The sequence below is a fragment of the Psychrobacter sp. 1Y4 genome, from assembly GCF_051847555.1.
The window spans coordinates 1-631 of sequence record NZ_JBPYDE010000741.1 but is presented as its reverse complement, the minus strand read 5'-3'; the positions used below and the strand labels follow the sequence as shown (position 1 = coordinate 631).

Here is a 631-nt window from a genome sequence, read left to right as displayed (position 1 = left end):
CTACAGACAAGGTAGTAACTGCCATAGTGCCAATCAACGCTGCCTTAGCAAGGTGCGATCCGGTCATGATTCTTTTCATACAAGGTTCCTGTTCTTTGTGTTGCTTATCTATTGTTTTATCATCCAAAAGCATTTGATATCACTCAAAAGCCTCTAGATATTGTTACTACAATTAGCGATCTAGCAGATGATTTATATCACTCGTACAGCAAGCGATATGGTGACCATCACCTATGTCATTGATAATCATATCCTATCGAACTTATAAATCTAGTGCCAAAAGCTTATCCAATGCCGCCGCTGGGGTATGATGTAGACGTACTGGCGACAAACTGATGTATCCTGCCGCCACTGCTTGATCATCCGTCATGCCCGATGTTAAAACAACATTTTTTTGATTGGTTGATTCAGCTGAACTGTCTAAGGGTTGCTCATTCTCGTGCTTGCTGTCTTTACATTTTCGTAGAGACAGCCAATACGCATCTCGGCCGCGCGGGTCAATCATATGACGCACGGGCTCTGCGATCTGCTTGTGTCCCAACGAGGTAACCTTTCGCCCTTTGATATCACTGCTGCTATCCACATCAGGAATATTAACGTTTAATACATGATAGGGCAAACTTTTGAGAAA

The 631-nt window shown here is 42.9% G+C and carries 1 pseudogene; it reads right to left on the bottom strand.

Features of this window, described 5'->3' with window-relative positions:
• Positions 1-262: 262 nt before the first annotated feature.
• A pseudogene (locus ACS8FC_RS18635) lies at positions 263-631 on the bottom strand (hypothetical protein); the annotation flags it as partial.